At 68.2% G+C, this 26,870-nt stretch carries 30 protein-coding genes; 13 read left to right on the top strand and 17 right to left on the bottom strand.

Annotated features, from left to right (window positions below; genetic code table 11):
* Positions 1 to 59 precede the first annotated feature (59 nt).
* Genes E0H45_RS04695 through E0H45_RS04685 form a run of 3 tightly spaced genes read right to left on the bottom strand, consistent with a single transcriptional unit; the run spans position 60 to position 3,645 of the window.
* The gene (locus E0H45_RS04695) at positions 60 to 2,342 is read right to left on the bottom strand and encodes a helicase-associated domain-containing protein (protein WP_131335026.1); all 2,283 of its coding nucleotides are present in this window, start codon (positions 2,340 to 2,342) and stop codon (positions 60 to 62) included.
* A 2-nt stretch (positions 2,343 to 2,344) separates the two neighbouring features.
* The gene (locus E0H45_RS04690; protein WP_131335025.1) at positions 2,345 to 2,866 is read right to left on the bottom strand and encodes a kinase; all 522 of its coding nucleotides are present in this window, start codon (positions 2,864 to 2,866) and stop codon (positions 2,345 to 2,347) included.
* Positions 2,863 to 3,645: a GNAT family N-acetyltransferase gene (locus tag E0H45_RS04685; RefSeq protein WP_131335024.1), complete on the bottom strand. Its 783-nt coding sequence runs from the start codon at positions 3,643 to 3,645 to the stop codon at positions 2,863 to 2,865. Before E0H45_RS04685 ends, E0H45_RS04690 begins: the two co-directional genes overlap by 4 nt.
* 108 nt (positions 3,646 to 3,753) lie before the next feature.
* Here E0H45_RS04685 and E0H45_RS04680 point away from each other — a divergent pair, with 108 nt between their 5' ends.
* Positions 3,754 to 4,530: an alpha/beta fold hydrolase gene (locus tag E0H45_RS04680; RefSeq protein ID WP_131335023.1), complete on the top strand. Its 777-nt coding sequence runs from the start codon at positions 3,754 to 3,756 to the stop codon at positions 4,528 to 4,530.
* On the opposite strand, the gene E0H45_RS04675 is transcribed toward E0H45_RS04680, so the two are convergent.
* Complete coding sequence (locus tag E0H45_RS04675; protein ID WP_131335022.1) at positions 4,494 to 4,868, bottom strand: DUF427 domain-containing protein; 375 nt, start codon at positions 4,866 to 4,868, stop codon at positions 4,494 to 4,496. The genes E0H45_RS04680 and E0H45_RS04675 overlap by 37 nt on opposite strands.
* 57 nt (positions 4,869 to 4,925) lie before the next feature.
* Here E0H45_RS04675 and E0H45_RS04670 point away from each other — a divergent pair, with 57 nt between their 5' ends.
* From E0H45_RS04670 to E0H45_RS42350, 3 genes are all read left to right on the top strand, one after another.
* Positions 4,926 to 5,798: a LysR family transcriptional regulator gene (locus E0H45_RS04670; RefSeq protein ID WP_131335021.1), complete on the top strand. Its 873-nt coding sequence runs from the start codon at positions 4,926 to 4,928 to the stop codon at positions 5,796 to 5,798.
* A gap of 84 nt (positions 5,799 to 5,882) precedes the next feature.
* Positions 5,883 to 6,065 (top strand): 4-oxalocrotonate tautomerase DmpI, encoded by a 183-nt coding sequence (gene dmpI, locus E0H45_RS04665; RefSeq protein ID WP_131335020.1) that lies wholly within the window; start codon positions 5,883 to 5,885, stop codon positions 6,063 to 6,065.
* A 56-nt stretch (positions 6,066 to 6,121) separates the two neighbouring features.
* Positions 6,122 to 6,283 carry a hypothetical protein gene (locus E0H45_RS42350; RefSeq protein WP_165546357.1) on the top strand — a complete coding sequence of 54 codons (162 nt, stop codon included), beginning with the start codon at positions 6,122 to 6,124 and terminating at the stop codon, positions 6,281 to 6,283.
* 347 nt (positions 6,284 to 6,630) lie between these two features.
* Here the strand turns inward: E0H45_RS42350 and E0H45_RS04660 are convergent, their stop codons facing one another.
* The 3 genes from E0H45_RS04660 to E0H45_RS04650 form a co-directional block, all read right to left on the bottom strand.
* On the bottom strand, positions 6,631 to 6,822 hold the full coding sequence (locus tag E0H45_RS04660) for a hypothetical protein (protein WP_131335019.1): 192 nt from the start codon (positions 6,820 to 6,822) through the stop codon (positions 6,631 to 6,633).
* 32 nt (positions 6,823 to 6,854) lie between these two features.
* Positions 6,855 to 7,460 (bottom strand): hypothetical protein, encoded by a 606-nt coding sequence (locus E0H45_RS04655; protein WP_131335018.1) that lies wholly within the window; start codon positions 7,458 to 7,460, stop codon positions 6,855 to 6,857.
* 82 nt (positions 7,461 to 7,542) lie between these two features.
* The gene (locus E0H45_RS04650; RefSeq protein WP_131335017.1) at positions 7,543 to 7,731 is read right to left on the bottom strand and encodes a hypothetical protein; all 189 of its coding nucleotides are present in this window, start codon (positions 7,729 to 7,731) and stop codon (positions 7,543 to 7,545) included.
* 150 nt (positions 7,732 to 7,881) lie between these two features.
* On the opposite strand from E0H45_RS04650, the gene E0H45_RS04645 reads away from it, so the two are divergent.
* On the top strand, positions 7,882 to 8,157 hold the full coding sequence (locus E0H45_RS04645; protein WP_131335016.1) for a hypothetical protein: 276 nt from the start codon (positions 7,882 to 7,884) through the stop codon (positions 8,155 to 8,157).
* Here E0H45_RS04645 and E0H45_RS04640 read toward each other — a convergent pair.
* From E0H45_RS04640 to E0H45_RS04630, 3 genes are read right to left on the bottom strand one after another with little or no spacing between them, the layout of a single operon-like run.
* On the bottom strand, positions 8,131 to 8,913 hold the full coding sequence (locus tag E0H45_RS04640; protein ID WP_238154798.1) for a metallophosphoesterase: 783 nt from the start codon (positions 8,911 to 8,913) through the stop codon (positions 8,131 to 8,133). The genes E0H45_RS04645 and E0H45_RS04640 overlap by 27 nt on opposite strands.
* Before the next feature lie 19 nt (positions 8,914 to 8,932).
* Positions 8,933 to 10,168: an Nramp family divalent metal transporter gene (locus E0H45_RS04635; protein ID WP_131335014.1), complete on the bottom strand. Its 1,236-nt coding sequence runs from the start codon at positions 10,166 to 10,168 to the stop codon at positions 8,933 to 8,935.
* A 60-nt stretch (positions 10,169 to 10,228) separates the two neighbouring features.
* Complete coding sequence (locus tag E0H45_RS04630) at positions 10,229 to 10,846, bottom strand: SIMPL domain-containing protein (protein WP_131335013.1); 618 nt, start codon at positions 10,844 to 10,846, stop codon at positions 10,229 to 10,231.
* 80 nt (positions 10,847 to 10,926) lie between these two features.
* Between E0H45_RS04630 and E0H45_RS04625 the strand changes: the two genes are divergently transcribed.
* Positions 10,927 to 11,862 (top strand): DUF6454 family protein, encoded by a 936-nt coding sequence (locus E0H45_RS04625; protein WP_131335012.1) that lies wholly within the window; start codon positions 10,927 to 10,929, stop codon positions 11,860 to 11,862.
* On the opposite strand, the gene E0H45_RS04620 is transcribed toward E0H45_RS04625, so the two are convergent.
* Positions 11,855 to 13,318 (bottom strand): restriction endonuclease, encoded by a 1,464-nt coding sequence (locus E0H45_RS04620; RefSeq protein ID WP_131335011.1) that lies wholly within the window; start codon positions 13,316 to 13,318, stop codon positions 11,855 to 11,857. The genes E0H45_RS04625 and E0H45_RS04620 overlap by 8 nt on opposite strands.
* Before the next feature lie 262 nt (positions 13,319 to 13,580).
* Between E0H45_RS04620 and E0H45_RS04615 the strand changes: the two genes are divergently transcribed.
* On the top strand, positions 13,581 to 15,200 hold the full coding sequence (locus E0H45_RS04615) for an AMP-binding protein (RefSeq protein WP_238154797.1): 1,620 nt from the start codon (positions 13,581 to 13,583) through the stop codon (positions 15,198 to 15,200).
* A gap of 102 nt (positions 15,201 to 15,302) precedes the next feature.
* A complete protein-coding gene (locus tag E0H45_RS04610) occupies positions 15,303 to 15,881 on the top strand; it encodes a hypothetical protein (protein ID WP_131335009.1) in 579 nt (192 codons plus the stop codon).
* Here E0H45_RS04610 and E0H45_RS04605 read toward each other — a convergent pair.
* The gene (locus tag E0H45_RS04605; RefSeq protein WP_131335008.1) at positions 15,871 to 17,013 is read right to left on the bottom strand and encodes an MFS transporter; all 1,143 of its coding nucleotides are present in this window, start codon (positions 17,011 to 17,013) and stop codon (positions 15,871 to 15,873) included. The genes E0H45_RS04610 and E0H45_RS04605 overlap by 11 nt on opposite strands.
* Positions 17,014 to 17,063: 50 nt before the next feature.
* On the opposite strand from E0H45_RS04605, the gene E0H45_RS04600 reads away from it, so the two are divergent.
* The gene (locus tag E0H45_RS04600; RefSeq protein ID WP_131335007.1) at positions 17,064 to 17,501 is read left to right on the top strand and encodes a winged helix-turn-helix transcriptional regulator; all 438 of its coding nucleotides are present in this window, start codon (positions 17,064 to 17,066) and stop codon (positions 17,499 to 17,501) included.
* Here the strand turns inward: E0H45_RS04600 and E0H45_RS04595 are convergent.
* Positions 17,498 to 18,376: a LysR family transcriptional regulator gene (locus E0H45_RS04595; protein WP_131335006.1), complete on the bottom strand. Its 879-nt coding sequence runs from the start codon at positions 18,374 to 18,376 to the stop codon at positions 17,498 to 17,500. The genes E0H45_RS04600 and E0H45_RS04595 overlap by 4 nt on opposite strands.
* Positions 18,377 to 18,465: 89 nt before the next feature.
* Between E0H45_RS04595 and E0H45_RS04590 the strand changes: the two genes are divergently transcribed.
* Positions 18,466 to 19,629, top strand: coding sequence for an MFS transporter (locus tag E0H45_RS04590; protein WP_131335005.1), 1,164 nt, complete (start codon positions 18,466 to 18,468; stop codon positions 19,627 to 19,629).
* Here the strand turns inward: E0H45_RS04590 and E0H45_RS04585 are convergent.
* From E0H45_RS04585 to E0H45_RS04575, 3 genes are read right to left on the bottom strand one after another with little or no spacing between them, the layout of a single operon-like run.
* On the bottom strand, positions 19,603 to 20,550 hold the full coding sequence (locus E0H45_RS04585) for a R2-like ligand-binding oxidase (protein ID WP_131335004.1): 948 nt from the start codon (positions 20,548 to 20,550) through the stop codon (positions 19,603 to 19,605). The genes E0H45_RS04590 and E0H45_RS04585 overlap by 27 nt on opposite strands.
* Positions 20,547 to 21,140 (bottom strand): TetR/AcrR family transcriptional regulator, encoded by a 594-nt coding sequence (locus tag E0H45_RS04580; protein WP_131335003.1) that lies wholly within the window; start codon positions 21,138 to 21,140, stop codon positions 20,547 to 20,549. Before E0H45_RS04580 ends, E0H45_RS04585 begins: the two co-directional genes overlap by 4 nt.
* A 55-nt stretch (positions 21,141 to 21,195) precedes the next feature.
* On the bottom strand, positions 21,196 to 22,104 hold the full coding sequence (locus E0H45_RS04575; protein WP_131335002.1) for a TauD/TfdA dioxygenase family protein: 909 nt from the start codon (positions 22,102 to 22,104) through the stop codon (positions 21,196 to 21,198).
* A gap of 174 nt (positions 22,105 to 22,278) precedes the next feature.
* On the opposite strand from E0H45_RS04575, the gene larE reads away from it, so the two are divergent.
* Positions 22,279 to 23,754: an ATP-dependent sacrificial sulfur transferase LarE gene (gene larE / locus E0H45_RS04570; RefSeq protein ID WP_131335001.1), complete on the top strand. Its 1,476-nt coding sequence runs from the start codon at positions 22,279 to 22,281 to the stop codon at positions 23,752 to 23,754.
* Positions 23,755 to 23,905: 151 nt separating this feature from the next.
* Complete coding sequence (locus tag E0H45_RS04565) at positions 23,906 to 24,289, top strand: cold-shock protein (RefSeq protein ID WP_131335000.1); 384 nt, start codon at positions 23,906 to 23,908, stop codon at positions 24,287 to 24,289.
* Between the two features lie 139 nt (positions 24,290 to 24,428).
* Here the strand turns inward: E0H45_RS04565 and E0H45_RS04560 are convergent, their stop codons facing one another.
* Positions 24,429 to 25,163: a TetR/AcrR family transcriptional regulator gene (locus E0H45_RS04560; protein WP_165546356.1), complete on the bottom strand. Its 735-nt coding sequence runs from the start codon at positions 25,161 to 25,163 to the stop codon at positions 24,429 to 24,431.
* 100 nt (positions 25,164 to 25,263) lie between these two features.
* On the opposite strand from E0H45_RS04560, the gene E0H45_RS04555 reads away from it, so the two are divergent.
* Positions 25,264 to 26,802 (top strand): MFS transporter, encoded by a 1,539-nt coding sequence (locus E0H45_RS04555; protein ID WP_131334998.1) that lies wholly within the window; start codon positions 25,264 to 25,266, stop codon positions 26,800 to 26,802.
* The last annotated feature ends 68 nt before the right edge of the window (positions 26,803 to 26,870 follow it).

Genomic DNA, 26,870 nt, shown 5'->3' with positions numbered 1-26,870 from the left:
CGCCCCGACCCTCCATTGTGCCTCGTCCCCGCAAACGGGCTAGGACCTGGCGGCCTCCATCACTCGACGGGGCGGGCTGTGGAGATTCGGTGGAGGGCGTAGGTGCGGGGGGTTTCGGTGGTGTCGTCGTAGGCGGTGAGCCAGCCGTCGGCTACTCGGACGGGTTCTACGATGCGTTCCGAGGAGTGGCCGTTGTGGTCGACGTACGCGATCCAGGTGCGGGTGTGGGCCTCGGCGGCGTTGGTGAGGACGGCGATGGTTTCGGCGGGGGCGGCGGGTTCGACCAGGCCGTCGTCATCGGGGCGTTCGGCGGCGATCCGGTCGCCGGCGCGGACCTTTTCGATGACCGCCTTCACCTGGTCGTCGGTCAGATCGAACGCGCTCTCGTTGAAGTCCCGGCTGGTCCGTCGACGCGGCGCCTCGCCACGCCGCGGCGCACCGGTCACGTGCAACGCACCGTCGAACGTCTCGGCCAGCGGAGCCAACCCAGCGTCCCGCAACCGGCTGAGCACCATGTCCGGCGGTGAAGGCGACACCACCACGGTCGGAGCCAACCGACGGAACCGCACACCGGGCAGGTTCGAGTTGAGCAGCTGGGTCAGCACGTTCTCGTCATCACACCGCAGGTACGTCGACGCAGTCCCCAGCCGCAGTACGCCGTGCCGTCGGGCAACGTCGTCGACCAGGTACGCCAGCGGCTGAGGCACCGGCGTACGCGAATGCTCCGCCAACCACGCGTGCAGCTGCTCCGCGGTACGCCCGAGGTCGAAAGCACGACGCACCGAGCTCTCACTGAACCGGTAGACGCCAGCGCCACCGTCCGACTCCACGTCCGCCATGGCCGACAGCTCGTCCTGCACGGTCCGCACCAACGGGCCAGGAGCCACCGCGGTGAGGTCTGCCTGCAGCAGCACCTCAGACACCGGCTGTGGCATCAGCGAACTGATCGCTTCGGCCAGCTCGTCAGCAGTCGGCTCTGGTCCCAGCAACGGCTTCGCATGTGCCGCCAACGCGCCCAACCCGGTCAGCCCGAGCAGTGCGGCCTCTGACACGCTCCACTGGACCAGGTCGTCCCGGAACTGCCCGCCGCGGCGTGGACGATGCCAAGCCACCCACATCACCACAGTCTCCGGAGCCGGCGCATTACCCGCACCAGCCTCAGCCAGCGCCTGCAACGCCAGCACTCGGATCTCCGGTGCCAGCAACCGCTCCAGGTCCGGTGCCAACGCGTTGATCAGCCGCTCCCGCGCAGCCGCAGTACTGCCCGTGCTGTCCCGCCGCCCGATCAGTCCGATCGCCCTGAGGCCTGAGAACCACGCCATGACGAGCTGAGCCCATCGATGCGCCAGGTCCAGCTCCAGCCAGTCGTCGTAGGCACTGGTCGGCAGCCACAGCTCACTGTTTCCCACTTCCACGGCAGCAACGAGACCAGCGGCGTACGCCATCTCCAGCACTGCAGCAGCGGTCTGCTCTTCCGCACCGATCTTTCCGGCCAGACTGCGCACCTCACGGACGCCAACGCCACCTGTGCGCAGCACCGGCGGCGGCTCGGTCCCCAGCTGCTCCAGAGCCCGGTCAACCAACCGCACCAAGTCGAGCGCAGCACCAGCCGCAGCTCGGTCAGCAATAGCAGCCGACACCTTCTTACCGTCCAGCGGCGGCGGCACCGGACGCGTCGACGCCAGGACCCGCCCGCCCCGCAGGTGCAGCCCGATCTGGCGCGGCAGCACGACTGTGTTCGCATCCTTGGGTACGACGAGACCGCGCGCCAGCAACCGCTCCACCGGCGTCCGGGCCGACGCGATCGTCACCGGCCGGTCGGCCTTCTCCACAGAACCGGTCGGCGGACCCCAGGTGAGTTTGTCGAGTACGGCGCGCGCGTCCGGGCCGGCGTCGTCGATCAGCTGGTCCAGATCACCGAAATGTCGCGTGGTGATCGGACCGAGCCCAGCCGGTGTCGGTCCCAGCAACTCGTGCACCGCACGGATCGGCCGCAGGTCGTCCTCGGTACCCCAGACCAGGGCGAGATCCAGCAGCTCACTCACCCGCGGCCGGACCACCTCCTCCGGCTGGCCGACACCCAGCGACAGCAACTTCACGTCCACCGGCTCCGGCAGCGCGGACAGCGACTCCAAGAGGTCCACACCGAACTCGTCCAGCCGGTTGATCGCCCGTGCCGCCGACGCGTTGCTCGTCACCCGCGCAGCCAACTGCCCGGTGTCGGCCGGAATCGGCAGCGCCAGGTCAGGTCGTCGCCGGAGCAGTTCACCGAGCGCGGCGTCGCCCCAGCCCCGCAACGCCTCAGCGAGGGTACGGGGGCGGGTCGGCTCGGTCGTGCTCATCCCTACAACGGTACGGGATCCGCCCCGAGGTCGGTCAGGATCTGGGCGATGGTCTCGTCCAGTGCACTGTCCGGGCCGATCACGGTCTGCTTGATTCCGTCGAGTACGTCGTGCTCCCGGTACCAGTCCTGCATCATGTCCGGCCCCACGCCGGGCATGTCCCGGGTGCCGTGCCGTACGACGGTCTCCGCGAACGGGATGTCGAAGTAGTAGTGCAGCGTCGTCCCGCGGTGGTCGGACGTGAGCCGCCGCAGCATGTCGCCGTACCGGCCGGCGTCCATGATGCCCTCGAGCACCACGTCGTACCCGTGGTCGAGGGCGTAGCGAACGTTCGTTTCGATCAGTCCGATGTTCACGCCGCCCGGGAGGTCGTACTCGCGGAGCAGGATCCTGCGGAGGTAGTCCTGCTCGACCCACGCCGTACCGCGGCCGAGACGTTCACGCAGCGTCCGGGCCGTTGTCGACTTGCCGGAGCCCGAGTTCCCGCGCAGTACGACGAGGCGGGTACTAGGACTCCCGGTCACTCAGCTGCTCCGGCGTGTCCGATCCGGTGGAAGCCGACGCGCTCGTAGACCGCTGCGACCGCGTCCGACTCGGCGGACAGCAGCACCAGGTCCACGCCGTTGTCCAGCGCGTGCTCGACCAGCGCCGAGGTCACGGCGGCTGCAAGGCCGCGGCGACGCATGGAAGGCAGCGTGCCGACGCCGACGATCTCCGTGATGGAGTCGACCGGCTGGTGCGTCCCGCTGGCCACCATGCCGTCGTCGGTGAACGCACCGGCAGTTACTGCTACGCCGCGGAGCGCCCTGCTCTGCAGCGCCAAGACCATGTCAGTCGACATCTCAGCAGCCGCTGAATCCCTCTCGGCCGGTCCAGCCGTGCCGACACCAGTGCCTGGCTCACTGAACGCGAGCCCGGCGACCGCACGCGCCTGCCGGACCTCCTCTTCGTCAGCGGAGAGGATCTCGCAGCGGGCATCAGCCTTGGCAGGGCGGAAGTCCGCGCGCTCAAGCACCAGCAACGGGTGCTGGACCACGCTGAGGCCCGCTGCGGCCGCAGCGTCGCCTAACGAGGGACAGGTCTCCACGACCCACTCGAAGCTCAGCGGGATGTCCAGCTCGGCGCACCGCGCGCGCACCAGCTCAATGTCCGCCGGCTCGATCGTCACCCCGGAGCCGGGCACCGGGCGCGCGTAGTACGGCCAAACCGTCGTACTGCGGAACAAAGTGAACGGTCCGACCTGTTCGGCGACCGAACCGGACAACGGGACCCTGTGCAGGTAGTCATCGACTCTGGTGATCATCGCGAAGCAGTGAACCACCCAGAAAGTCCAGACGCCACCAGATATGTCGAAGTGTCCCGAACGGCTCCGACGTCCCGTACGTCAGCAACGACGACGGAGGAGCAACAGATGGAGAAAGTGACGTCTGCGGACGGTACGACGATCGCCTACGACCGCCTGGGCAGCGGACACCCGCTGATCCTGGTCGGGGGAGCACTGTGCGATCGGCACTCGCTCCGGCCGCTGGCCGACGAGCTGGCGAGTCACTTCGACGTAGTGACGTACGACCGCCGCGGCCGCGGTGACTCCGGTGACAACACGCCGTACGACGTCCTGCGCGAGGTGGACGACATCACCGCGCTGCTGACCGCCGTCGGTGGTACGGCGGCTGTCTACGGGCACTCGTCCGGTGCGGGACTGGCGGCGATCGCGGCGAGCATCGGTCTGCCGTTCACGAACGTCGTGCTGCACGAACCGCCGTACGGGCCGGACGACGTCGACCCGTCCGACGACGGCGAGCGCGTGCTCGAACTGATCCGGGACGGCCAGAACCGGGAGGCGGTCGAGCTGTTCCTGCTGATGACAGGCCTGCCCAAGTCCGAGGCGTTGCAATATGCCGCTACCCCAGGCCTCGCTGAGCGGGCGCCGACGCTCGCCTACGACTTCGACGTCATGGGATACGAGGGCACCACCCCGGTCGAAACGCTCCGAGCGATCAAAGCGCCGACCCTCGTCATCGCCGGGACCGCGACCGCGCCGTTCATGCTCGACGCCGCGCACCGCATCGTCTCGATCCTGCCGAACGCGACACTCAGAGAACTACCCGACCAGCATCACGTCGTACCGCCGGAGCTGCTCGGCCCGGAGATTCAGGCGATGATCTCGATCGACACCTTGCCGGGGTAGAAGGCGACGTGGTCGCGGATGTCGGCGACCGCGTCGTACGGCTGCTCGTACGTCCAGACCGCGTTCTCGCCGTCCGCCCCGGCGGGGAGGACGCTGTAGTACGACGCGTCGCCCTTGTACGGGCAGTAGGTCTGGTGCTCGGTGCGCTCGAGCTGCGTGAGGTCGACGTCCTCGCGCGGGATGTACTGCACCGCCGGGTAGCTCGCCTCCTGCAGCGACAGCGCGTCCCGGGTGTCCGCGATGACCCGGTCGCCGACCGTCACGACCACACGGTCCGGGTTCTTCTCCACGGTGATCGGGTGGTCCGGTCCAGGAATCTTCACAGTCTTGTCCGCCATGACCGCTGACAACCCCGCACGAGCCCGCCCCATTCCCGGATCCGCGATGATCATCAGATGGAGTTACGGCAGATCCAGTACTTCGTCACCGTCGCCGAGGTACTCAACTTCGGTCGCGCCGCCGAGCAGCTCGGCATCGGCCAGCCGGGCGTGAGCCAGCAGATCGCCCGCCTGGAGCGCGAGCTGGACGTCCTCCTCTTCGACCGCTCGGCCCGCGCCATCCGCCTCACCGAAGCGGGCCAACGCTTCCTCCCCGCCGCCCGCGCCGTACTCGCGTCCGTCGAAGCCGCCCGATCCGCGGCCACCGGCAACCCCGGTCGCAGCCTCCGCCTGGGAACCAGCACCGGACTGGGCGAACGGCTTGAGACCGTTGTCGTGGAGCTCTCCTCCGAAGGGCTCCAAGTCGAGCTGATCAGCACCTCGACCCGCGCCCGCCTGGACCGCGTCCGCAGTGGCCAGCTGGACGCGGCCTTCGTCCGAGGACTCGACGAGGCGGCCGGCCTGGAGTTCGTCCCGGTCTGGGAAGACGCACTCCTGATCGCCCTCCCCAGGTCCGCCGCGCCGGACCACGAGATCCCACTGAAGGACCTCCGCGAGCTGCCGCTCAGGATCACCCAACGCCGTACGAACCCACCACTCGTCGACCTGGTGATGTCGGCCTGCGCCGCCGAGGGGTTCGAGCCGGTGCTCGGCCCGCGCTCCAGCAGCCTGCAGGACACGCACGCCGCGATCGGTGCCGGCAGCCCGAGCTGGACGGTCATCTACGAGTCACACGCTCGCCTGCTCCGCGAAGGACGAGTGGTGTTCCGGCGGCCAGACCCGCCGCTCGCGCTGACCACGAGCCTCGTCGTCCCGGCCGGGACGACAGTCGGCGGCGACCTCGCCGTACTGCTCGAGGCGTGCCGGAAGGCGTCCGATCAGTTCGAGTGATGGGAGGACATCGGATCTGCGTCTCGTTCCCGGCGGCCGGGAGGACTGGAATGGGCTCAGAACCCAACAACGAAAGGAAATCCGATGCCCATCGTCACCGTCCTGCAGGGCCCGCGGACCCCGGAACTCAAGCGCGAACTGGTCCAGAAGGTCACCGACGCGTTCGTCGACAGCCTCGGCGTCCCGGCCGAGAGCGTCCAGGTCTGGATCCAGGAGACGCCCCCGGACAGCTGGGCCGTCGGCGGCACGCTCACGGCCGATAAATAGTTCCACCCGCGGCCTCCGCGAGCGCTCAGTGGAGCTCCGAGAGCAGGCGCCCGGTCTTGACGCTCTTCGGGTATTGGGTGAGGCAGGACAGCCACGCGGGCCGCGTGCGCACGGCTCGGACGGTCTTCATGTGGAGGCCGGACGGGCGGCGCGTGGTCGATCAGCTTCCGGACGATTTCGCCGCCGCGCTGGAGGCCGAGGGCATGGAATTGCGCTGATCGAACACCTGTTCTATTTTGGATTCTGGAGCGCATGGCCCGGGATCGCAGATACCCCCGCGATCCCGGGCCGGGCAACCGTCGGCGGCATGTGTGGGTGTTGGGTACGGCGTGCGAGTGCGGCCCGTGGCCGGGCCTCGTGCTCGAGTGGAGGCGGACGTCGTCGGGTGACCGGCAAGCCTGAGCGGTGTACGTGCCGGACCCGAGACGGAACCACTCCTCGAAGAGCGGTTCGCGCCGAACCTCCTGAAGCCCATAGACACAAAACCGCCGGCCCGGGCGTCCAAGTCGGCGGCGATGTATGGGCGGGCGACGAGTGGCTAGGTCGCCGTCGATCGACGGTCGTATCAGGGATGCGGGTCGTGCTCGAGGGCCTTCGGCGCCTCGGGAGGCTGCTCGCGTCGTAACTCGAACTCTAGGGAGTTCCACTTCACGCTGAGTCTCAGGCTCTCCGGCTTCACCCACTTGAAGCCGACGAAGACGAGGGAGATCACCAGCACGACGCCGAGGATGACCATCGCGGCGGCAGCGATATTCACGTCGTGCCCTTCTTCCCGGAGCCCCTGGCGATCTACTCCGCCAGTGCCTCGTCCTCGGTATCGACTGCCAGGCCCTGAATGAACCTGACCAGGCGCTGCGCGTCCTTCTCGGAGAGGATCTCGGGCAGCGTCAGGAGCGCCCGTACGCCCTGTCGAAGCGCCACCTGATACTCAATGAGCGCGGCGTGACGCGGGACGAACCCAGCCGGTTCGCGCTTCAGTTCGGCGATGCCGTCCGGCGTCGGCGCGGGGGTGGTGCCGGCAGACTTCTTGACTCCGGTTCGTGACGACCTGGAGTTGATTGCGCTCTTGGGCTTCCAGTTGGGCTCGTCGTTCAGCCAACGCCTGTACGACTCGATGCCTACGCGAGTGCGGCTCTTGTAGGCGTCCATCGAGCCGCTGGTGTACGACGTACGCTTCAGAAGGGCGAACCGGGAGAGGTGGGCGTCAAGGTCGAACTCCGCCACGTTCAGGGCGTGCCAGTCATCCTCGATCTCAAGCACTTTGGTCGAGGCGTTGCGCCAATTCTGAACGGTGCTGGCCTTAAGCTCCCCCCTCAACTCGGCCCAGTTCAGGAAGTGCATGTAGTGCCCGGCGGTCCCCCGCTCGGGCTTGACTTCCGTCTCAGCCTCGGTCATGGCGGAGGTTCCTTTCAGCCGGAGAGTGTGACCTTGAAAGCATGCCGCATCCGTTCGCCGTTCGCAACTCGCCGAAAGAACTTCAGAATGGACGAACCTTGACGTGCTCCCTGAAGGCGTGCCGATGGAGTGCGACGCGAGCGTGAAGGTCCGCGACGATCTCGGCGCGGGCGGCCCCAGGGCCGAGGTGATGGGCCGGGCAGCGGAGGTTGTGGGCGAGGAGGGCGGCGGGCATGAGCAGGGCCGCGCCGGCAGCGATGAACAGAGCCATGATCAGGCCCTCTCAGAAGCTGCGGATGGAGTCGACAGGGCTCCTCGGCCGAGGACGACGTACACGCGCGGCCGGGCGGGGAGTGGGCGCCCTTGCAACGGCGGCCGTCGGCGGCGACGCGGGCGCGGATCACGCGGCTACCTCGCGGAAGTGGCAGAGGACACCGAGGTACGCCGGGCCGTGATCGCCGCGAGTCCCGAACTGCAGGAGCGCGAGCGGACCAAGCTCGCGTCCGTCACCGCCGCGCTCCGCGACGGGCTGGAGGAACGCGGGCTGCCGGCCGAGAACGCCGCGCTGATGGCGCAGGTCGGCTCGGCCGTGCTCCAGAACGCCTTCAGCCGGTGGATCGACGGCGGCGGACAGCGAACGTTCCGGTCCTGTGTGGATGCGGTCGTCGAGTCACTTCGCGGTGAGCTCGACAACTAGGCACGGGCCGCCGTCGAAGGCGCCGCCGTCGATGCCCAGGGCGAGACCGTCCGCGTACAGGTACGGACCGGTGAGGAACTGCGGGTCGATGCCGAGCTGATCGGCGACGATGCTGTGGCCGTGCACGATCCGGCGTCCGCCGAGGTGCTGGAGGAGGATCCGGGCCACCTCCGGACCGGTCGGCCCGCGGAACGCGTACCGCGACGTCGTCCGGCGCCAGATCTCCCACCAGACCTCGATGTCGTCGGAGTGCAGCTCGGCCCCGGCCGTGGAGTTGATCTGGTCGATCGTGTCGCCCCACTCGACGTACTCGGCGGTGTCGGAGTGCATCAGCAGCTGGTCGGCGTCCAGTCCGAGCAGCGGCTGGTCGAGCAGCCAGGCGACGTCGTCGTCGGTGAGCAGCTCCTGGTCGCGGTCCTGGCCGCCGTTCAGGGCCCAGGAACGCTCGAAGCTGCGCAGCGTGATCCCGTCGTGCGGGACGAACGTCTCGCCGAACTTGTACATCCCGAGCGCGAGGATCTCGTGGTTGCCGAGCAGCATCCGGATCGCGCCCTCCGGCGCCTGGTCGATCAGGCCGCGGACGTACCGCAGTACGCCGATGCCGTCCGGGCCGCGGTCGAAAAAGTCGCCGAGGAACCACAGCCGGGTGTCCTCGCCGTCCGCACCCGTGCCGGTCCAGTTGCCGTCGGCATCGGTGAGGCCGGCGGCGTGCAGTGCGGCAGTCAGTTTCTCCAGGTGGCCGTGGATGTCGCTCACGGCGAACACCCGGGTCACGTCATCCCCGCAGAGTCAGCACGATCAGTACGACGTTGAGGGCCGTGACGGCGGTGGCTACCAGGCATGCGGCGAGAGTAGTCGCCTTCCGGTTGACCAGGTCACCCATGACGCGCCGGGAAGCGGTCAATCTCACCAAAGGCCACAGCGCACACGGGATGCCGAAGCTCAGCACCACCTGCGAAACCACCAGTGCGCGGCTCGGGTCGATGCCGATCGCAAGGATCAGCAGGGCGGGGATCAGGGTGATCAGCCGCCGGACCGGGAGCGGGACGTGCCGCTTCCAGAAGCCGTCCAGGATGACCGAACCGGCGTACGTCCCGACCGAGGAGGACGCGAATCCGCTGGCCAGGAGGGCGAGTGCGAACAGCAGGGCCGGGAGCTGGCCGAGCCGGTCGCCGATCGCGACGTGGGCGGCGTCGAGCGAGTCAGCACCGCTGCCCTTCAGCGCGGCCGCGGCCACCACGACCATCGCCAGGTTGACCGCTCCGGCCAGCGCCATCGCCACCGCCACGTCCACCCGGGTGGCACGCAGTACGCGCGACTTGCCGCTCTCGGAACGGATCGTCTTCCAGTGCCGGTCGGTGACCAGTGCGCCGTGCAGCCAGATCGCATGCGGCATCACCGTCGCGCCGAGCATTCCGGCCGCCAGCACCAGTGAATCGGTGCCGTCGAGCCGCGGCACCAGTCCGCCGACCACGCCGCTCGCGGACGGGTCCGACTTGACCGTCGACACGACGAAGCCGACCAGTACGACAGCGAGCAGGCCGATGATGGCGGCCTCGAACGGCCGCTGGCCACGCTTCGACTGATAGATGAGCAGCCCGAACGAGACCACGCCGGTGATCACGCCGCCGACCAGCAGCGGAATCCCGAACAGCAGGTTCAGCGCGATCGCGCCGCCGACGACCTCGGCCAGGTCGGTCGCGATCGCGACCACCTCGGCCTGCGCCCACAGCCCGGTCGACGTCGACCGGCGGAAGTGGTCACGGCACAGCTGCGGCAGCGTCCGACCGGTCGCGATGCTCGCCTTGGCGGCCAAATACTGCACCAGGACGGCCATCAGGTTGGCGCCGACGACCACCCAGCACAGCAGATAGCCGTACGTCGCGCCGGCGGCGATGTTGGTGGCGAAGTTGCCCGGGTCGACGTACGCGACGGCAGCGACGAACGCCGGTCCGAGCAGTAACAGCCCGGACCGACTCAGTTGCCGCCGCAGCGGAGCCGGTGCATACATGAGAGCAGTCTGTACGACGCCGCCGACAACGCAACCCCTGTGCTCGATTTGAGACGCGCGTTACGCCCAGGCAAAGAGCACCTGGAGAGAGACCACGACGTTCTGGTCGTCGGGCACGATGTTGATGGCCGAGTCGTACGCCTTGGACGCTGACATCCGCGTCTCCGGCCCGAGTGGCGTGTGGCCGTGGTTCTCGGAGATCGCGGTGACTGAGCCGAGGGAGAACCCGGCCAGGCCGGCCAGGTGCGCGGCCTTCGTCTTGGCCTGCTGGAACGCCAGCTCCCGGGCCTGGACCAGCAGCTCGGTCTTGTCCTCGATGTCGAACTGCAGTCCGTGCAGCGCGAGACTGTTGCCGACAGCATCCACGGCAGCGTTCAGCAGCGCGCCGAAGCCGGTCAGGTCCTTCGTCTCCACCAGGACCGTGTGCGACGCCCGGTACGCCGCGTCCGTGCCGGGCTCCCGGTACTCCTGGAACACGTTCACCGAGCTCGTGCCGAGCTGCGACTCCTCGACCCCCTGTGACCGCAGCGCCGCGATCACCGCGTCCGTGCGCTCGCCGACCGTCGCCACAGCGGCCGCGACATCCGGTGCGACCTGCTCGACGCCGAACGTGACGCGCAGGATGTCCGGCGTACCACTGACCTGCCCTGACCCGACAACACTCACCCCTGTGTCCATAACGGTCAGTCTGGCATCACCTGCAAGTCATCTGGGCATCTCACACTGCAGCATCGACTTTCGAGCTGAGGAGACCATCAATGCGCAGACGACTGCTGACTGTTGCTGCCCTGGCCGGTGTGTTGCTCACCGGCCTGACCACCGCCCAGGCCACCGGGCGGGACTCTGACGTCACACGTGCCTTCCAGGCCACAGACCGCAGTACGGCGTGGTCGCTGGCGGAGCGGGTGCCGTTGAAGTTCCCGACGTACCACCCGCAGGGTTTCGCACTCGTCGGGGACTTGATCTTTCTGAGCAGTGTCGAGGTGCTGGAGGCGCCGGTGAAGTACCCGGTGCCGGTGGATGGGTACGACCGGACACCTGGGAAGGGAATCGGGCACCTGTTCGTGCTGGACCGGCAGGGCAACCTGAAGAAGGACATCCGGCTCGGCGAGGGTACGGCGTACCACCCGGGCGGACTGGACTTCGACGGGAAGGACCTGTGGGTGCCGGTCGCGGAGTACCGGCCGAACTCGCGGGCGATCGTCTACACGGTCGACCCGCAGACGTACCGGGTCACTGAGCGTTTCCGGGTGAAGGACCACGTCGGGGGAGTAGTGCGCGACCGGACGACCGGCCAGGTGCACGGGGTGAGCTGGGGCTCCCGGACCCTCTATGACTGGACCCCTGCCGGCAAGCAGCTCGGCAAGGTCGCGAACGAGTCCCACCTCCTCGACTACCAGGACTGCGACTACGCCGCCCGCGGCAAGCAGTTGTGCGGCGGAGTCACCACACTGCCCGGCCCCAACAACACGACGTACGACCTAGGCGGGCTGGCCCTCCTGGACCTCCGCACCAACCGCATCCTCCACGAGATCCCCTTCCCTTACTTCTCCCCCACCACCAACCACAACGCCACCCGCAACCCAGTAGCCCTGGAAACCACCAACAACAAACTCCGCCTCTACACAGCCCCCGACGACGGCGAAAACCCCGGCGGCACCGAACTCCAGATCTACGAAGCACCGCTCAACTAGCTCGGGGGATGATGCGGGCGGGGATGTCGTGTTCGTGGCAGAGGGACAGTAGGGCGGTGCCGTCTATTAGTTGGAGGGGTTTGCCGTTGGCGAACTGGTAGCTGGTGGGGCCGAAGCCGGAGGTGGTGATGAGGATGCCTTTGGTGGCGCCGGCGTCGAGGACAGTGCCGAAGAGGTCGCGGACGGCCGACGGTGGCACGGTGCGGGTCCAGAGCTTCGCCTGGACGACGAACTTGCCGCCGGTGATCGGCCGCGGGTCGTAGGCCACGCAGTCGATCCCGCCGTCCGTGCCGCGCCGGAACAACCTGGTCTCCAGGCCCATCCGCGTCAGCAGGTTGTGGACCAGGTGCTCGAAGGACTCCGGGCTGAGCTCCAGCAGGTTCGGGCGGGCGTCGATCTCGCTGATCACGTCCACTGCCTCGACAGTGCGCGGATCAGTCAGGTCGAACTCCAGCACCGGCTCCACCGGCTGCAGCTCCTCCGGGTGCTGTGACACCTCAGCAGCGAAGTAGTGCCGTACGCAGGCCACCGGGTCGAGCTGGTCCAGCACCAGCGCCTGGTACTGCTCCCGCGTCGCCCGCAACGTGATGAGGCACGGCCGCACGGTCTGCCCAGTAGTGAGGTCCACTGACTCCACCATCCCGTTGAACACGACCGTCTCGACCACGCCGTACCTGTCACTCCCGAAGACCAGATGTAGCGCCCGCAACGCCAGCTGCGCCACCAGCTGTTGATACAGCCGCCGCAGCTCCACCTGCTCCCGCGGAACGGCCAGCACTGCATCCACCGCACGGTCATAGCGGTACGACGCCTCAGCCGGCACGACGCTGACGTCGGGTAGATCCCACTCCACCGCGAGCAGTGTCGACTCGGGGACGTACCCGACCTTGCGCCGGCGTGGAAAGTCCAGCGGCTCGGGTACCCGGTCCAGCGCCTTCGTGAAGTAGCGCGTCACGGCGGCCCGGTCGTGGTTCTGCACCGCGCGTTCGTACGCGTCGATCCGCGCGTGCTGTTCCGCGGTCGCCTCGTCGAGCCGGCGCTGGTGCTCGGCCTGCTCCCGGACGGCGCGCGCGGTCCGCTCCCGGCGGGCCTCCTCGTAGGCGCGGTGCCGTTCGATCGCCTCCGCGAACCGGTCCTCCGCGTCGGCGAGTCGACGCGCGAACCTGCGCTCGGCGCCCCACCAGCGGAACCGGCCCGGCGGGTGCGGCACGAACGCACCCCAGACAGGTCCGGGATGCGCCTCGAGATCGGCCGGCGACACGGTCGGCGGCGCGCGTCGCGGTGCCCGTTTCAGGCTCTGCAGATCGGTGCCGTGGACATCGACGGCCAGCGCGTCGGCCAGGATGCCGTTCAGAACCTGGACGCGTTCCTGTACCGCAGCGGTACGTTGCGCCGCTTCGGCAGTACGCCCGGGCGGACGGTCGCTGCGGGCGTGACCTTCCACCGATCGGCCCATCGCCTCACACCTTTCCACTCCAAGGTAGCCGTCCAACCACGCTCTGCGACCGAAGATGACAGAGAGTTGGTAAGGACATTGCTTGCCGTCCACTCCCTGTTTCCTGCCGCGCGTGCCCCCAAGGGGCTGTTGCCTCGCCCCCTGCGTGCTGCGCGGCACTCGGCGGCGCATCTCGCTACACCCCCGAGCACCTGCTCGCGACTGCAGGGGGCGAGGCAACAGCCCCTTGCAGAGGCATCTGACCGGCGTGAACATGGCAACCATGAGCCAGCCGTCGTACGCGTCCGGGGTGTCCGAGGTTCCGTTGCTGGGCGAGACGATCGGCGCGAACCTGAGACGCACGATCGGCACGTACGGCGACCGCGAGGCGCTCGTGGAGGTGCAGACCGGACGGCGCTGGACGTACGACGAGTTCGGCGCCGAGGTCGAACTGGTCGCACGCGGACTGATGGCCCGCGGGATCGCGAAGGGCGATCGGGTCGGCGTCTGGGCCCCGAACCAGGCCGAATGGACGATCACGCAGTACGCCACCGCGCTGATGGGCGCGATCCTGGTGAACATCAACCCGGCGTACCGCACCCACGAGCTGGCCTACGCGCTGAACCAGTCCGGCGTCCGGCTGCTCGTCTCCGCGACCGAGTTCAAGACCAGCAACTACCGCGCGATGGTCGAGGAGGTGCGCCCGAACTGCCCCGCGCTCGAGGAGACGATCTACCTCGGCACCGGCGACTGGGACGCTCTGCGCGACGACGCCGCGCGGATCCCGCTCGACGACCTGCACGCGCGCGAGGCGGAGCTGTCGTTCGACGACCCGATCAACATCCAGTACACCAGCGGTACGACGGGATTCCCGAAGGGCGCGACGCTCAGCCACCACAACATCCTGAACAACGGCTTCTTCGTCACCGAGACGATCGCGTTCACCGCCGATGACCGGCTGTGTATCCCGGTGCCGTTCTACCACTGCTTCGGCATGGTGATGGGCAACCTCGGCTGCACCACGCACGGCGCGTGCATGGTGATCCCGGGGCCGGCGTTCGACCCGGCCGCGACGCTCAAAGCCGTTCAGGACGAACGGTGCACCGGGCTGTACGGCGTACCGACGATGTTCATCGCCGAACTCGGGCTGCCGGACTTCGCGGACTACGACCTGACGTCGTTGCGGACCGGCGTGATGGCCGGATCGCCGTGCCCGATCGAGGTGATGAAGCGGTGCGTCGCGGACATGCACATGGCCGAGGTCGCGATCTGCTACGGCATGACCGAGACGTCACCGGTGTCCACGCAGACCAGGCGGGACGACGACCTGGACCGCCGTACGTCGACGGTCGGCCGCGTGATGCCGCATGTCGAGGTGAAGCTCGTCGACCCGGCGACCGGGCTCGTCGTCGAACGAGGTGAGCCCGGCGAGCTGTGCACCCGCGGGTACTCCGTGATGCTCGGGTACTGGGACGAGTTGGAGAAGACCGCGGAGGCGATCGACGAGGCGCGCTGGATGCACACCGGCGATCTCGCGACGATGCGCGCGGACGGGTACGTGAACATCGTCGGCCGGATCAAGGACATGGTCATCCGCGGCGGCGAGAACGTGTACCCGCGGGAGATCGAGGAGTTCCTCTACACGCACCCGTCGATCGCCGACGTCCAGATCATTGGTGTCCCCGACGAGAAGTACGGCGAGGAACTCTGCGCCTGGATCAAACTCAAGCCAGGCATGGACCCGCTTGACGCGGAAGCCGTGAAGGCCTTCGCCACCGGCAAACTCGCGCACTTCAAGATCCCGCGCTACGTCCTGCTCGTCGACGACTTCCCGATGACCGTCACCGGCAAGATCCGCAAGGTCGAGATGCGCGAGAAGTCCGTCGAACTCCTGGGGCTGTGACCTGTACGGGTGTGCCGTCGCCTGGGACGGTGGGTGGTAAGTCACGTGTCGCGAACGGGGCGCGTTCGTGGGGGGAGCAGTACTGACTAGGGGGCACCATCCATGAAGTTGCGACATCGAACACCCATGGCCTGCGCGGCCGCCCTGCTCGCGATGACGGTCGCCGTCCCGGCGTCGGCCGCACCGATCGAGCGCGGACACTTCGAGGACGCCGGCAACGGCGTGATCGAGGACTTCTGCGGCAGCGGGGACGACGTGCACTTCGACTTCACGAACTGGGGATCGTTCCAGTACCGCACGAACCCGAGAGGCGGACTGCCCTACTTCCGGGAGAACTCGCACCTGACCAACACCCTGACGAACCTGTCCAACGGCAAGGTCGTGACTCATGTGCTCGATTTGGTGCACAAGGACACCCAGGTGACCGACAACGGGGACGGCACCCTGACGATCCGGATCCGTGAGACGGCCGGTGACAGATGGTTCGACTCCCGCGGCAGGCTGGTCCTTCAGGACAGCGGGGCCGTGTGGTTCGACATCCTGGTGGACAACGGCGGTACTCCCGCGGACCCGTCCGACGACGAGTTCATCGACTCGCTGGGAGATGTGAAGGTCGTCGGTCAGGAAGGCAACGCGACCGACGAGAACTTCTGCGACAAGATCCTCGCCATCATCGGGTGAGCGGTGCGGATACCCGGGCCGTTGTGAGTACGGAGCCCAGCCCGAAGGCTGCGCCGAGGATGCATACGCCGGTCCAGCCGGCGCGTTCGTAGAGCATGGTCGATGCGATCGCGCCGGTGCCGCTGCCGAGTGAGTAGAAGATCATGTAGCCGCCGATGATCCGGCCGCCCGCCTCCGGCCGGAGCGGGTAGATCCGGCTCTGATTGGTGACGTGCACAGCCTGTACGGCGAGGTCGAGCAGGATCGTGCCGATCGCCAACGCCACCAGGGATCTCGGCGTCCAGACGGTGATCAGCCAACTCGTTGCCAACAGCACCGAAGCGGCCGTTGTCACGACACGTCCGTACCCTCGATCCGCGAGCCGTCCGGCCGGACCGGCAGCGAGTGCGCCGGCTGCGCCGATCAGACCGAACGCACCGATCTCGGTGTGCGACAACGAACGCTCGGACAGCGGCAGGGTGACCGAGCTCCAGAGGGTGGAGAACGACGCGAAGATGAAGAATGCGCGGATCGCGCTCTCGCGGAACAAGGGCTCGGTCCGCCACAGCGCGGTCGTCGATCGGAGCAGAGCGCCGTACCTCAGTCCGCTCCTGGATCGTGGCGCGGAACCGTTCAGCAGCAACGTCATCAGTAGGCACAACGCGCATGCGGTCAGGTAAACAGCACGCCAGCCGGCGAGGTCGGTGAGGACTCCGGACGCGGTGCGGGCCAGCAGGATGCCGAGCACGATGCCGCTGGTGATGGTGCCGACCGTGCGGCCGCGCTCGGCCGGATCGCTCAGCGCGGCGCCGAGCACGACCAAGGACTGGGTAACGACCGCAAGTGCGCCGACGGCGGCGAGTCCGATCATCAACATCGCCGCGTTCCTGGCGAGAGCAGTGGCGAGCAGCGCGACTGCCAGCAGCAGGAACTGGACCTGGACGAGTCGTCGGCGGTCGAGCAGATCGCTCAACGGGACGAGGAAGAACAGACCGAGGCCGTACCCGATCTGCGTCACGGTGACGATGACGCCGACCGTCCCGGGCGCGATGCCGAGGTCGCTGCCCATCGTGACGAGGAGCGGCTGAGCGAAGTACACGGTGGCGACCGCGATGCCGGCCGCTGCTGCGAGAAGCAGCCTGTTTGGTTGCATGTTGCTACCGTAAGAGGAGTTGGTAGCATGTTGCAACCAGGAGGTGTGGGATGGTCAAACGGACCAGGTTCGACGGTGAGAGCTGCCCGGTTGCGCGGTCGGTGGACGTGGTGGGCGACTGGTGGTCGTTGCTGATCGTGCGGGACGCGTTCGACGGCAGCCGACGGTTCGGCGACTTCCAGCGCAGCCTCGGCGTCGCGAAGAACATCCTCAGCGCGCGGCTGCGATCCCTGGTCGACAACGGCATTCTCGAGACCGTCCCGGCCGGGGCGCGGCACGAGTACGTCCTGACCGCCAAGGGCGAGGCGCTCTTCCCGGTCGTCGTGGCGTTGCGCCAGTGGGGCGAGGCCTTCGCCTTCGACCCCGGTGAGCCGCACTCACAACTCCTGGACCGCCGCGATCAGCAGCCGCTCCGACCACTCGAAGTACACGCCGCCGACGGCCGTATGGTCACCGCGGCTGACACCGAGGTACGCAAGGTTGACTAGGCCTTCAGGTGTTCGGCGAATGCCCTGACGGAGGGTGTCTGTTCGCCGCGGCGCCAGACGAGGGCGAGAGCGGAGTCGGGGAGGCCGGTCAGGGGGACGGTGACGATGCCGGCGCGGCCGTTGAGGGCGGCGGTGGGTTGGCAGACGAGCATCGCGCCACGGTTGGCGGCGATGAGGGAGAGGCCTTCCTGCAGGGTGTTGACGTCAGGGCCGCGGTGGATGAGTGCGCCGCTGGGCGTTTGGGTGGGCGCCTGGGCCTGACGCCAGTAGCCGGGCGCCGGGCCGGAGAAGGCGATCAGGGTCTCGCCGGCCAGGTCCTCGGCGTCGATCGAGGCCCGTTCGGCGAGCCGGTGCCGTTGGCAGACCGCGAGTGTTTGCGGGTGGCGGGAGAAGACCGGGCCGACGACCAGGTCGTCCTCGGCGACCGGCAGCAGTACGACGGCGGCGTCGACGGTGCCGCGACGGAGCGCTCCGAACGGATCGTTCAGCGGGAGTTCGCAGACGTCGATCAGGCAGTTCGGGTTGCGTGACTGGAACGCCGACACCGCCCGGAGGATCTCGTCGTTCGCGGCGCCCTGGAACCCGATCCGCAGCTTGCCCTTCACGCAGGCGGCGTACTCGCGAGCGTTCTCGACCACGCGCTCCAGTGCCGCGTACGCGGGGCGCAGTGACGTCAGGAGCTCCTTGCCCAGCGGCGTCAGCGCCACCCGGCGGCTGGTCCGCTCGAACAACGGCCCGCCGATCCGCCGTTCCAACGACTGCAGCAGTTGGCTGACCCGGCTCTGCGAGAGGTAAAGGCGTTCTGCGGTACGTCCGAAGTGCAGCTCCTCGGACAACACCAGGAAGCACTCCAGTTCACGGACCTCGATAGCCACTGCCGATCCTCCGATCGATTAGCTCAGCTAATACAAGCATGACCAGATCGCCGTTGTTCCGCACCACCTCGCGGCGGCTCACTGGAGACATGACAACGATCTGCGTCGACCAGCCGGCCACCGACGCGCGCGCGTGGGCCGCGTCCGTGACCATGGCCGCCACGGTCTTCACCGTGGTCACGGCCGAGATGCTCCCGGTCGGCCTGCTCACCCCTCTGAGCGACACCCTCCACATCACCGAAGGCACCGCCGGCCTGAGCCTCACCGTCACCGGCATCGTGTCCGCGGTCGCCTCACCCGTTCTTCCGTTACTGCTCGGCAAGTTGGATCGCAGGACAGTACTGAGCGGTCTGATGGTGCTGCTCGCCGTCGCCGCGTTCGTCGCGGCAATAGCCCCGGTCTACTCGATCTTCATCGCAGCCCGAGTCCTGATGGGCATCTCCATCGGCGGCGTTTGGCTCTTCACGGTCAGCCTCGCCCGGCGCGTCGTACCCGAACACGCTGCCGGACCAGCCACCTCACTCATCTTCAGTGGCATCGGAATCGCCTCCGTGCTGGGGATTCCGGCCGGCGCGTACGTCGGTGAACTCGTCGGCTGGCGCTGGGCCTTCGTCGGTGTCGGCCTGATCGCACTCGGGCTAACTGTTGCTCTAGGCATCTTCCTGCCCAATCTTCCGCCGGAGCGTGCGATCCGGCTGGCAGACGTACGGGAAGTGCTGCAGCTCAAGCAGGTGCGGGTCGGCCTGGTCCTCGTCGCGCTGATCGTGACCGGCCACTTCGCGGCGTACACCTACATCCGCCCGCTCCTCGAGCCGCACACCGGCCCGGCGCTGATCGGTACCCTGCTCCTCGCGTACGGCGTGGCGGGCGTGGCCGGCAACTTCCTCACCGGCGCCCTCCGCCCGGCGCGTGCCCTGACCGTCATCGCCGGAGGCATCGCCCTGACGGCGCTGGCCATGCCCGTGCTCGGCACCACCCTCGCCGGATCCCTTGTCCTACTGGTGATCTGGGGTCTCGCGTACGGCGGAACGAGTGTCAGCACGCAAGCGTGGGGACACGCGGCGGCGCCCAGTGCCCCCGAATCATCGTCCGCTGTCCTGGTGGGGGTGTACAACGGATCGATCGCACTGGGCGCCTTCACCGGCGGCCAGGTCGCCGACCGCGTCGGTACGACGACGGTCACCTGGCTTCCCGCGATCCTCGCGACCGCGGCGCTCCTTGTTCTATTAGCGAACCGCCGCGAGCGCGGCTGAGTCCTCGTCGCCGAAGTCGTCCTCGAGCTTCTCGGGGGAGTAGTCGAAGTCGATCCCGGCCACGTCTGCGCCGACGGCCGACTCGATCGCACCGAGCCGGCGGGTGGCGCGATCACCGGCGTACGTCATCAACGCGGTCGGGTTGATCTCCGGCGGGAGTGCGGGGGAGTTGTCCATCGCCCACTGGATCTGCGTCAGCGCGTGCGGGAGGAGTTCCTCCATCGTGTCGGTGACGACCTTCCAGTTCGACGCGTCCCCGGCGACGTGCCGGCGGCAAGTGAACGTGCCCCACGCCATGTGCCGCCGCTCGTCGTCGCCGATCCGGCGGATCAGTTCCTGCATCCCGGGCAGGACGCCGCGCGCCGTACAGAGCAGGTTCCAGGCGTGGTAGCCGGTGAGCGCCAGAGTTCCTTCCACCACGTGGTTGTAGGTCACGGATGCGCGGACCTGGTTGGCCGGTGACGGGTCATCGGCCAGCGACTTGAGCGCGACCGGCAGCGCCTCGTAGAAGATCGCGCGGTAGCCCGGGTTGTTCTCGACGTACCGGTGCAGGTCCTCGGTGACGCCGACGGCGTCCAGCCAGAGCCGGAAGACCGCGGTGTGCTTGGCCTCCTCGAAGCAGAACTGGGTCAGGTACATCTCGTCGCCGAACCGCCCCTCGGCGGCCATCGCCTGCAGGAACGGCTGCAGGTCCTCGGTCACCGCTTCTTCACCCGCGATGAACTGCGAGCAGAGCATCAACGCGTTGTCCTTGTCGTTGTCGCTCAGCTCCTGCCAGTCCTTGGCGTCCTGGCTGAAGTCGATGTCGCGTGGGTTCCAGAACTTGCGGTTGCCCTTGTCGAACAGCCGCAACGGCAATGCGTCCCAGTTCAGCCCACCGGCCCGGAGCGAGGTGAAACCTTGCCTGTGCAGCTCGTTCATACGTGCAACCTCCGTGACTCGGCTAAGAAGGGCGAGAGGACGCGAGCCAGCTGCGCCGCCACCACCGCCGGGGGAGGGCCCGGGGTGACGATGTGGCTGATGACGACGCGCAAGGCGACGTCGACGCAACTGGTCGCGTCCTCTGCGGGAACCTCCGGCCAGTGCTCTCTGACATGGGCATCCAGCCGAAGGTGTGCCAGCTCCAGCACCTGCTGTCCCCGTGTCGTCAGCAGCTGACTGGCCTGGTCCGATCCCGGCTGGCCCAGCGCCGCCTTCACCAGCTGGTTCTCCCCGGCCAGCGTGAGCGCCCGCTCGACCGCGGCCCGCAGACCGTCGATCGGATCGGACTGCTCGGCGAGCGCCGCATTCACATCCAGCAGGAACCGCTCGGTCTCGCGTGCCGCGACGGCCTCCAGTACGCCCCACTTGTCGCCGAACTCGTTGTAGACGGTCTGCCGGGACACCCCGGTACGACGAGCCACTTCGGCCATCCGAAGCCCGTCGTACCCACCTGTCTCGATGGCGTCCTGCGCAGCGTCCAGCAACTCGTCACGCAGCCGGCGTTTGGTTCGATCGGCAAACGAGTCCATGCGGATGAGGGTTTACAAAACTGCTCCGGATGTCAAGTGCTCGGACATCGCGTCTTCAGTTGTCAAGTGCGGAGAAGTGCGAGGCGTCGCCCGTTCGCGGCGTACTGCGGACGCCGCCCGCGAGCGTGATCCGGTGCAGCCGGCGCGGCAGGTCGTCGTAGTCGGCGACGCCGTAGTGCTGCGTCGCGCGGTTGTCCCAGATCGCCAGGTCGCCCGGCTGCCACTGCCAGCGAACGGTGTTGTCGAGGTTCGTGACCCGGTTCTGCAAGAGCTGGAACAGCGCGGTCGTCTCGGTGCTGCTGAGCCCGACGAACCGGCGGACGAAATGACCGAGGACAAGCGCGCGCTCGCCGGTCTCGGGGTGGACGCGGACCACCGGGTGCTCGGTCTCGAACACCTTCGACTCGAACTGTTTGCGATGCTCCTCGACCTTCACGTCGACGCCGCCGATGCGCCCCTCGTCGGCATGTCCGGCGTAGTCGTACTTGTTGCTGTGCACCGCCCACAGCCGATCGACGAGCGCCTGCAGGGACTGCGGCAGATTCGCGTACGCCGTGACCGTGTTGGCCCAGGCGGTGTTCCCGCCGTACGCCGGGAGCGTGACAGCGCGGAGCAGGCTGATCGCGGGGATCCGGTCGATGAACGTGACGTCGGTGTGCCAGCTGTTCGCCTTGCTGTAGTCGGAGTCGATCGGCAGCACGTTCGCGGCGCCGTCGAGGCTCTTCGAGGTCGGGTGCGCGAGCGTCGGCGTACCGAGCAGCTTCGCGAACGCGAGCTGGCCGGCGTCGTCGAGGTGGTGCTGGTCGCGGAAGAAGATCACCTTGTGGTCGAGCAGCGCCTGCCGGATCGCTGCGACGGTCTCCGGCGCCAGGTCGCCGCCGAGTTCGACGTTGCCGATCACCGCGCCGATCGCCCCACCGGCCTTGGCGACGGTGATCTCCGGTGCTTCCAGTTGCGTCGTCATGAGTGCTCCCTTGTAGTAGATATGTCCCATAATCCAACTGATTTAGTGGACTTTGATGGGGTATCGGGATGCGGACCGCCACGCAGGCACAACCCCCGGTTTCGGCCGGTTCGGGGCCCGTGGGCGGGGTTCTGCCTGCAGGGCGGTTCATCGGCGCTTGTTAGGGTTGGGGACGTGTCAACCGCCGAGATCCAGTCCGCTCCCGATACCGCCGACGTTCCGGAGTTGGTCGTCGGGTTCGACCTGGACATGACGCTGATCGACTCCCGGCCCGGGATCCAGGCCGTCTGGGACCTGCTGGCCGCGGAGACCGGCGTCCCGATCGACACCGACCTGGTGGTGAGCCGGCTCGGGCCGCCGCTGACCTGGGAGATGGCGAACTGGTTCCCGCCCGAGCAGGTCGACGCGATGGTCGCGCGGTACCGCGAGCACTATCCGTCGTACGCGATCACGGGCAGCCTGCCGCTGCCGGGCGTGGCCGAGTCGCTGGCCGCGATCCGGGCGTTGCGCGGGCGGACGATGGTCGTCTCGGCGAAGTACACCCCGTCGGTCCGGCTGCACCTGGAGCACCTCGGCCTGGACGTCGACGAGCCGGTCGGTGACCTGCACGGTGCCGAGAAAGGTACGGCGCTGCGCGAGCACCAGGCGATGATCTACGTCGGCGATCACACCGCGGACATCGACGGCGCGCACGCGGCCGGTGCGGTCGCGGTGTCGGTCGCGACCGGCCCGTTCACCGCGGACGAGCTGCGCGCGTACGGCGCCGACGTCGTGCTGAACGATCTGACCGAGTTCCCGGCCTGGCTCGACGAGTACGTGCTCGAGCAGCGGCTGGAAGCGCTCATGCGGCGGCTGTCGTCGTACGACAAGATGGTGGTCGCGTTCAGCGGCGGCGCCGACTCGGCGTTCCTGCTCGCGGCGGCGGCGCGGGCGATCGGCCCGGCGAACGTCGTCGCGGCGACCGCGGTGTCGCCTTCGCTCCCGGCGGCGGAGCTCGAGCCTGCGGCGCGGTTCGCGGACACGCTCGGGGTCCGCCACGTCACGCCACACACGCACGAGATGGAGCGCGAGGGATACCAGGCGAACTCGGGCGCCCGGTGCTACTTCTGCAAGGCCGAGCTGGTCGAGACGCTGCAGCCGATCGCGGACGAGTTCGGGATCACCGCGATCGCGACCGGGACGAACGCGGACGACGCGATCGCCGGCTTCCGGCCGGGGATCCGGGCCGCCTTCGAGCGCGGCGCGCTGACGCCGCTGAAGGACGCGCGGCTGACCAAGGCGCAGATCCGTACGGCGTCGCGCAGCTGGGGTCTCGAGACCTCGGACAAGCCGGCCGCGGCGTGCCTGTCCAGCCGGATCGCGTACGGCATCCGGATCACCCCGAACCTGCTCGCGCGCGTCGACCGCGCCGAGCAGGCGGTCCGTTCGCGGCTGGCGTCGTACGGCGTCCAGAACGTGCGGGTCCGGGACCTCGGGGAGAGCGCCTCGATCGAGATCGACGTCGCGCTGCTGGACCAGGTGGACCAGCAGTCGCTGGTGAATGCGGTCATGGCCGAAGGGTTCCCGGCGGCGCGGGTGGATCCGCGCGGGTTCCGGTCCGGATCCATGAACGAACGGTTGCCGGAGCCCGAAAAGTACCGGAACTTGTAAGGGGTGCGGGAAGTCTGCCTGATCAGGTAGTTTCCCGGAGGCGCCGCCGCGCCGGTTCACGTACGCTGGGTTTTCAACCGGATCCTGCGGGGTTCGGTTGCTTCCGAACGAATGACGACTGCTGTGCTTGATCTTAAAGAAGAGGTCTCCCGTGCCCGTTGGCAAGGTGAAGTGGTATGACTCCGAGAAGGGGTTCGGATTCCTCAGCAAGGAGGAGGGTGGGGACGTCTACGTCCGCGCCGAGGCCTTGCCGTCGGGTGTCACCAACCTGAAGCCGGGCCAGAAGGTCGAGTTCGGTGTCGTCGAGGGACGCAAGGGTGAGCAGGCTCTCCAGGTGCGGCTGATCGACCCGCCGCCGTCGGTGGCGAAGGCGATGCGCCCGAAGCCCGAGGACATGCAGGTCGTCATCGAGGATCTGATCAAACTTCTCGACCGCCTCGGCGAGGGCTACCGCCGCGGCCGCCAGCCCGACAACAAGTCCGCCCGCCAGGTCGCCACCGTCCTCCGCGGCGTCGCCGACAAACTCGACGTCTGACCCACCCCGCCCCCCGCATTTGCCTGGTTGACCCACCAATTTGCCTGGCTGACCCACCAAGTGCTGCCTTCTGGACCCTGGTCAGGGGTCAGGAACCCCCGACTTGCTGGGTCGACCAGGCAAATGCGGCCGAGGGGGATCAGGGGGTTTGGCGGGTGATGCGGGTGTGGATGCCGTCGAGCACGGTGTTCAGGCCGAAGGTGAATTCGGCGACGTCGAAGTCGCCGGCGTAGCCCTCGTCGAGCGGCTGCTCGAGCGTGGCCGCGATGCCGGGGAAACGGTCCGGGGTTGCGAGCATCGTCAGGCGCTGCGTGTAGAGCCGGTCGGCCTCGCGGACCTCGTCCGGTTCGGTGAGCATGTTCGCGGTGAGTTGCGCCGTACCGCGGACGTAGATGTTCACCAGCAGCATCGCGGACAGCCGGTCCTGCGGCGCGAGCGGCGTACCGTCGAATGCGTCCAGCCCGGACTCCATCCAGGCCAGCTGGTTCGGTGACAGCGGCGGGTCCTGGATCGGGATCTGCAGGATCCACGGGTGCCGCCGCAGCCCGTCGCGGAACGCCTCGGCCCAGGCGGTGATCCGGCCGCGCCAGTCGAGCGCCGGGTCCAGGACCGGCGGCTCGGCGAAGGCGTACTCGAGCATGACGACGTACAGGTCGTCCTTGGCGTCGACGTACCGGTAGAGCGACATCGTGGTGAAGCCGAGCTCGGCCGCCACCTTGCTCATCGAGACCGCGGCCAGCCCGCCCGCGTCGGCCAGCTTGATCGCGGCCCGCGCGATGTCGCTGATGTGGAACGCCGGCTTCGGCCCCGGGCGGCTCCGCCCCTCGATCCCCCAGAGCTGCTGCAACACCCGCGGCAGTTCGTTCTCGTCCATGACCACCATCCTATCTGTTTACAGCATAGACAGTCTTGTGTATGGTCTGTGTATGGCGCACACAGTGTGCGGCGTAGACAGATAATATCGGAGGGGTGTCATGGGTTCGACAGAACGGGCGGGACGCAAGGAGTGGATCGCGCTCGGGGTGCTCGCGCTGCCGCTGCTGCTGGTCTCGATGGACGTGTCGGTGCTGTACTTCGCGGTCCCGTTCATCAGCGCGGACCTCGGCGTGAACGCGACCGAGCAGCTGTGGATCTTCGACATCTACGGGTTCGTGCTGGCCGGCCTGCTGATCACCATGGGCTCGCTCGGCGACCGGATCGGCCGCCGCCGGCTGCTGCTGTTCGGCGCGATCGGATTCGGGGTCGCCTCGATCGCGGCGGCGTACGCGCAGAACCCGGAGCAGCTGATCGCGGCCCGCGCCCTGCTCGGGATCGGCGGTGCGACCCTGATGCCGTCGACTCTGGCGCTGATCCGGAACATGTTCCACGACCCGAAGCAGCGGTCGAAGGCGATCGCGTTCTGGAGCGCGGTGATGATGGGCGGGATCACCCTCGGTCCGGTGCTCGGCGGGTTCCTGCTGGAGCACTTCTGGTGGGGCTCGGTGTTCCTGATCAACACCCCGGCGATGGTTCTGCTGCTCGTCCTCGCGCCGGTGCTGCTGCCCGAGTTCAAGGCGCCGGTGCGCGGGCGGTTCGACCTGCTGGGTTCGGTGTTGTCGCTGGCCGCCGTACTGCCGGTGATCTGGGGGATCAAGGAGCTGGCGGCGCACGGTGTGTCCGCGCTGCCGGTGGTGGCGATCGTCGCCGGGCTGGTGTTCGGGGTGCTGTTCGTCCAGCGGCAGCGGACCGCGGCGCACCCGATGGTCGACCTGTCGATGTTCCGGAACCGCGCGTTCAGCGGGTCGCTGGCAGCGAACACCATCGGGACTCTCGCTCTGGTGGGCAACGCGGTGTTCCTGACTCAGTACCTGCAGTTGGTGCACGGTCTGAGCCCGTTGAAGGCGGCGCTGTGGTCGCTGGCCCCGTCGGTGCTGGTCGGTGGCGCGGCTCCGTTGGCCACCGCGCTCGCCGGGAAGCTGGACCGTGCATACGTGATCGGCGGAGCGTTCGTCCTCGCGGCATCGGGGTACGGCGTACTCACTCAGGTGCACGTCGACTCGTCGCTGGCGGTGCCGCTCGCCGGTGCCGGTCTGCTGGCCGCCGGTCTGGTGATGGTGATGACTCTGGTGACCGAGGCCGTCGTCGGTTCGGTTGCTCCGGAGCGCGCCGGCTCGGCGTCCGCGGTGATGGAGACCTGCGCGGAGTTCGGCGGCGCCCTCGGGATCGCGGTCCTGGGATCGATCGGTACTGCGGTCTACCGCGCCGATGTCCCGTCGAATCTGCCGGCCGGTGTCGCAGCCCCCGTCCGCGAGGGTCTGCCCGCGGCGACTGCCGCAGCCGCCCACTTGCCCGCGCAGTTGGCCGACACCGTCTTGGCCACCGCCCGCCACGCCTTCACCCACAGCATGAACGTCGTCGCCCTGGTCGGTGCCGTCCTCCTGCTCGCCACCGCGGTCGCCACCACCCTCACCCTCCGCGGCACCACCCACAGCACCGCTCCCGCCGAGGAGGCTGACTTAGTCCCTTCAGCCTGAGCCAGGCAACGAGCGGCGGTCGAGTGGAAGCTCCACTCGGCCGCCGCTCTGCTGTGTTCTGAAGCCGG

The sequence above is a fragment of the Kribbella soli genome, assembly GCF_004331345.1.
GTDB lineage: Bacteria > Actinomycetota > Actinomycetes > Propionibacteriales > Kribbellaceae > Kribbella > Kribbella soli.
Note: the sequence above shows the minus strand (reverse complement) of the source record. Positions and strands in the feature narration are given on the sequence as shown.

Bases quoted from the DNA above. Each gene is read 5' to 3' on its own strand.
- E0H45_RS04630 (WP_131335013.1), bottom strand. From the start codon at position 10,846: ATGGACACAGGGGTGAGTGTTGTCGGGTCAGGGCAGGTCAGTGGTACG.
- E0H45_RS04675 (WP_131335022.1), bottom strand. From the start codon at position 4,868: ATGGCGGACAAGACTGTGAAGATTCCTGGACCGGACCACCCGATCACC.
- E0H45_RS04625 (WP_131335012.1), top strand. From the start codon at position 10,927: ATGCGCAGACGACTGCTGACTGTTGCTGCCCTGGCCGGTGTGTTGCTC.
- E0H45_RS04670 (WP_131335021.1), top strand. From the start codon at position 4,926: ATGGAGTTACGGCAGATCCAGTACTTCGTCACCGTCGCCGAGGTACTC.
- E0H45_RS04555 (WP_131334998.1), top strand. From the start codon at position 25,264: ATGGGTTCGACAGAACGGGCGGGACGCAAGGAGTGGATCGCGCTCGGG.
- E0H45_RS04585 (WP_131335004.1), bottom strand. From the start codon at position 20,550: ATGAACGAGCTGCACAGGCAAGGTTTCACCTCGCTCCGGGCCGGTGGG.
- E0H45_RS04605 (WP_131335008.1), bottom strand. From the start codon at position 17,013: ATGCAACCAAACAGGCTGCTTCTCGCAGCAGCGGCCGGCATCGCGGTC.
- E0H45_RS04620 (WP_131335011.1), bottom strand. From the start codon at position 13,318: ATGGGCCGATCGGTGGAAGGTCACGCCCGCAGCGACCGTCCGCCCGGG.
- E0H45_RS04695 (WP_131335026.1), bottom strand. From the start codon at position 2,342: ATGAGCACGACCGAGCCGACCCGCCCCCGTACCCTCGCTGAGGCGTTG.
- E0H45_RS04615 (WP_238154797.1), top strand. From the start codon at position 13,581: ATGAGCCAGCCGTCGTACGCGTCCGGGGTGTCCGAGGTTCCGTTGCTG.
- E0H45_RS04610 (WP_131335009.1), top strand. From the start codon at position 15,303: ATGAAGTTGCGACATCGAACACCCATGGCCTGCGCGGCCGCCCTGCTC.
- E0H45_RS04680 (WP_131335023.1), top strand. From the start codon at position 3,754: ATGGAGAAAGTGACGTCTGCGGACGGTACGACGATCGCCTACGACCGC.
- E0H45_RS04590 (WP_131335005.1), top strand. From the start codon at position 18,466: ATGACAACGATCTGCGTCGACCAGCCGGCCACCGACGCGCGCGCGTGG.
- E0H45_RS04580 (WP_131335003.1), bottom strand. From the start codon at position 21,140: ATGGACTCGTTTGCCGATCGAACCAAACGCCGGCTGCGTGACGAGTTG.
- E0H45_RS04650 (WP_131335017.1), bottom strand. From the start codon at position 7,731: ATGGCTCTGTTCATCGCTGCCGGCGCGGCCCTGCTCATGCCCGCCGCC.
- dmpI (WP_131335020.1), top strand. From the start codon at position 5,883: ATGCCCATCGTCACCGTCCTGCAGGGCCCGCGGACCCCGGAACTCAAG.
- E0H45_RS04575 (WP_131335002.1), bottom strand. From the start codon at position 22,104: ATGACGACGCAACTGGAAGCACCGGAGATCACCGTCGCCAAGGCCGGT.
- E0H45_RS04685 (WP_131335024.1), bottom strand. From the start codon at position 3,645: ATGATCACCAGAGTCGATGACTACCTGCACAGGGTCCCGTTGTCCGGT.
- E0H45_RS04635 (WP_131335014.1), bottom strand. From the start codon at position 10,168: ATGTATGCACCGGCTCCGCTGCGGCGGCAACTGAGTCGGTCCGGGCTG.
- E0H45_RS04560 (WP_165546356.1), bottom strand. From the start codon at position 25,163: ATGGACGAGAACGAACTGCCGCGGGTGTTGCAGCAGCTCTGGGGGATC.
- E0H45_RS04600 (WP_131335007.1), top strand. From the start codon at position 17,064: ATGGTCAAACGGACCAGGTTCGACGGTGAGAGCTGCCCGGTTGCGCGG.
- E0H45_RS04655 (WP_131335018.1), bottom strand. From the start codon at position 7,460: ATGACCGAGGCTGAGACGGAAGTCAAGCCCGAGCGGGGGACCGCCGGG.